The following is a 3,421-nucleotide window of genomic DNA, read 5'->3' as shown; positions in this document are numbered from 1 at the left end:
TCCCCCACCTGGCCTCCCCCCCCCTGAGGGGGGAAAAAAATTGCCAACCGGCTCTGCGCCATGCCAACGAACATACCCCGGAATACCCACAGGAGTCCCTAAATGTCCGACCCCATTGTCATCGTTTCCGCCGCTCGCACCCCAATGGGTGGTTTCCAGGGCGATTTCGCCTCCCTGACCAGCCCGGAACTCGGCGCGGTTGCGATCCGCGCAGCCGTCGAGCGAGCCGGTCTCAGCCCCGAGAAGGTGCAGGAAGTCATCATGGGCTGCGTGTTGCCGGCCGGTGTTGGTCAGGCACCGGCCCGTCAGGCCGCGCTTGGCGCAGGGCTGCCGTTGTCAGCGGGCTGCACCACCATCAACAAGGTTTGCGGCTCTGGCATGAAGGCCACGATGCTCGCCCATGACCTGCTGATGGCCGGCACCAACGACGTGATGGTCGCTGGCGGCATGGAGTCGATGTCCAACGCTCCCTATATGCTGCCCAAGGCGCGCGGCGGCTACCGCTTGGGACACGGCCAGGTACTGGACCACATGTTCTTCGACGGCCTCGAGGACCGCTATTCGGCCGAGACCAAGGGCCGGCTGATGGGCACCTTCGCCGAGGAATGCGCAGACCATTTCGCCTTCACCCGCGAGGCGCAGGACGCCTTCGCGGTCGCGTCCACCGAGCGTGCGCAGAGAGCGATTACCGAAGAGCGCTTTGGCTGGGAGATCGCACCGGTGACAGTCGCCGGACGCAAGGGCGACACCGTCATCGAGCAGGACGAGCAGCCGATGAAAGCCAAGCTCGACAAGATCGGCAGCCTCAAGCCCGCCTTCCGCAAGGATGGCACCGTGACTCCGGCCAATTCCAGCTCGATTTCCGATGGCGCCGCGGCCCTGGTGCTGATGCGCCGCTCCACAGCCGAATCCCTGGGTCTTGCGCCGATTGCGACCATCGTCGGTCACGCCTCCCATGCGCGCGAACCGCGCTGGTTCACCACCGCGCCGGTTGGTGCCATGGAAGCGCTGCTTGCGAAGGTGGGCTGGACTACCAATGATGTCGATCTGTGGGAGATCAACGAAGCCTTTGCGGTGGTCACCATGGCCGCGATGCACGAGATGAAGCTGCCCCACGACAAGGTCAACGTTCATGGCGGCGCCTGCGCGCTCGGCCACCCGATCGGCGCCTCCGGCGCCCGCATCCTGGTCACGCTCTTGGGTGCGCTCAAGCAGTATGGCGGCAAACGTGGTGTGGCCAGCCTGTGCATCGGCGGTGGCGAGGCCACCGCGGTCGCGGTCGAGATGGCCTGAGTCGGCGCGTACCCGACACTACACGGAGACGACACATGATTCTCACCGAAGAACAGGAGATGATCCGCGACACCATGCGCACCTTCGCGCAGGAGCGGCTCGCCCCATTTGCTGCCGACTGGGACCGCAACCACACCTTTCCACGCGAGGCGCTGAACGAACTCGCCGAACTGGGGGCGCTGGGCATGGTGGTGCCCGAGGAGTGGGGCGGCGCCGGTATGGACTACATGAGCCTCGTGTTGGCGCTGGAGGAAATCGCCGCCGGTGACGGCGCCACTTCAACCATCGTCAGCGTGCAGAACTCACTGCCCTGCGGCATCCTCAACCGTTTCGGCAGCATCTCGCAGAAGGATGCGTGGCTCAAGCCGCTTGCACGCGGCGAAAAGCTTGGCTGCTTCTGCCTCACTGAACCGCACGTCGGCTCCGATGCCTCGGCAATCCGGACCACAGCGGTGCGGGACGGAGACGAATGGGTACTGAACGGCGTCAAGCAGTTCATCACCACCGGCAAGTACGCCGACATGGCCATCGTCTTCGCGGTCACCGACAAGACCGCCGGCAAGAAGGGCATCTCGTGCTTCCTGGTACCGGCCGACGCCCCGGGCTACGTGGTCGGCCGCCTGGAAGAGAAGATGGGCCAGAAGGCTTCCGACACCGCACAAATCCTGTTCGAGGACTGCCACATCCCGGCCGATGCGCTGGTCGGCGAGGAAGGGCAGGGCTACAAGATCGCGCTGTCCAACCTCGAAGCCGGGCGCATCGGCATCGCGTCCCAGTGCCTGGGTATGGCACGCGCCGCCCTCGAAGCCGCGGTCAAGTATGCGCAGGAGCGCGAAGCGTTCGGTAAACCGATCTTCGAGCACCAGGCGGTCAACTTCCGTCTCGCCGACATGGCCACGCAGCTCGAAGCTGCGCGCCAACTCGTGTGGCACGCCGCCAGCCTCAAGGACGCCGGTCGCCCCTGTCTCAAGGAAGCCTCGATGGCCAAGCTGTTCGCGTCCGAGATGGCCGAGAAAGTGTGTTCTGACGCCATCCAGGTGCACGGCGGCTATGGCTATGTGAGCGACTTCCCGGTCGAGCGCATCTACCGCGATGTGCGCGTGTGCCAGATCTACGAAGGCGCGAGCGACATCCAGCGTCTCGTGATCGGACGGGCACTGGCGGATTAAAAACTTTTTGAGCAGCCTTGCGGTCGAGACGGCGACGGGGTCATTCCTTGAATGCCTCCCTCTCCACCCCGCGCCTGCCGCAAGGCCATTTTTTATTCCACAAGGAGCCGTGCATGAGCGGACCGATCGACTTCTACTTCGATTTTTCTTCACCTTACGGCTATTTCATGGCTGAGAAGGTCGATGCGCTCGCTTCCGCGCATGGTCGCAGCGTGCGCTGGCGCCCCTTTCTGCTCGGGGCGGTGTACAAGATCACCGGAGACGTGCCCTTGCCGTCCAAACCGATGAAGGGCGATTACGCGAAGCGTGATTTCGAACGTTCGGCGAGGTTTCTGGGTCTCGTTTGCCGCATTCCCGATATCTTTCCGGTTTCATCCCAGCATGCCGCTCGTGCCTTCTACTGGTTGGAGGGGAAGGATCCCGATCTTGCGCGTCGCTTTGCGCTCGAAACCTATCGCGCCTATTTTCGGGACAATCGTGACATCTCCAAGGCGGAAACCGTGCTCGACGTCGCGGCTTCGCTCGGTGCAGACCGTGTAGCCCTCGAGACCGCCTTGGGAGACGATGCGCTGAAGGCGAAACTGCGTGGCGAATGCGACGCAGCGATTGCGCGTGGTGTGTTCGGCTCGCCGTACGTCGTCATCGACGGGGAACCATTCTGGGGTGTTGACCGGTTGCCGCAGATCGAACGCTGGCTCGCGACTGGCGGATTCTGACCTCAGATCGCAAGCGCGCCGACTCAGCCGGGTGGCGCGCTGAGGTCTTCCCAGTTCGCCGCTTCCGGCAATGTGCTTGCCGCCGCGAGCGTGACGACGTTCTTCCGTGCCCCTTGGCCAGCGACAATGGCACACCAGCCACGTAATACGAGGTTTGAACCATGAAAGTCATTCTCGATCTGTGCGTCGTTCCGTTAGGGGTTGGGCTATCAGTCTCGGAATATGTCGCCGCCTGCCACACGG

Annotated in this window: 3 protein-coding genes; all 3 read left to right on the top strand. The window is 63.6% G+C overall.

The features are described from left to right. Positions 1-102: 102 nt before the first annotated feature. The 3 genes from GPA21_RS19585 (at position 103) to GPA21_RS19575 (ending at position 3,178) form a co-directional block, all read left to right on the top strand. Positions 103-1,293, top strand: coding sequence for an acetyl-CoA C-acetyltransferase (locus GPA21_RS19585; RefSeq protein WP_168989752.1), 1,191 nt, complete (start codon positions 103-105; stop codon positions 1,291-1,293). A 35-nt stretch (positions 1,294-1,328) separates the two neighbouring features. After that, positions 1,329-2,462: an acyl-CoA dehydrogenase gene (locus tag GPA21_RS19580; protein WP_168989751.1), complete on the top strand. Its 1,134-nt coding sequence runs from the start codon at positions 1,329-1,331 to the stop codon at positions 2,460-2,462. Positions 2,463-2,575: 113 nt separating this feature from the next. Continuing rightward, the gene (locus GPA21_RS19575) at positions 2,576-3,178 is read left to right on the top strand and encodes a 2-hydroxychromene-2-carboxylate isomerase (protein WP_168989750.1); all 603 of its coding nucleotides are present in this window, start codon (positions 2,576-2,578) and stop codon (positions 3,176-3,178) included. Positions 3,179-3,421: the final 243 nt, after the last annotated feature.

The sequence above is a fragment of the Azoarcus taiwanensis genome, assembly GCF_012910885.1.
In the GTDB taxonomy this organism is placed as follows: domain Bacteria; phylum Pseudomonadota; class Gammaproteobacteria; order Burkholderiales; family Rhodocyclaceae; genus Azoarcus_F; species Azoarcus_F taiwanensis.
This window is presented reverse-complemented; position numbering and strand designations above follow the sequence as displayed.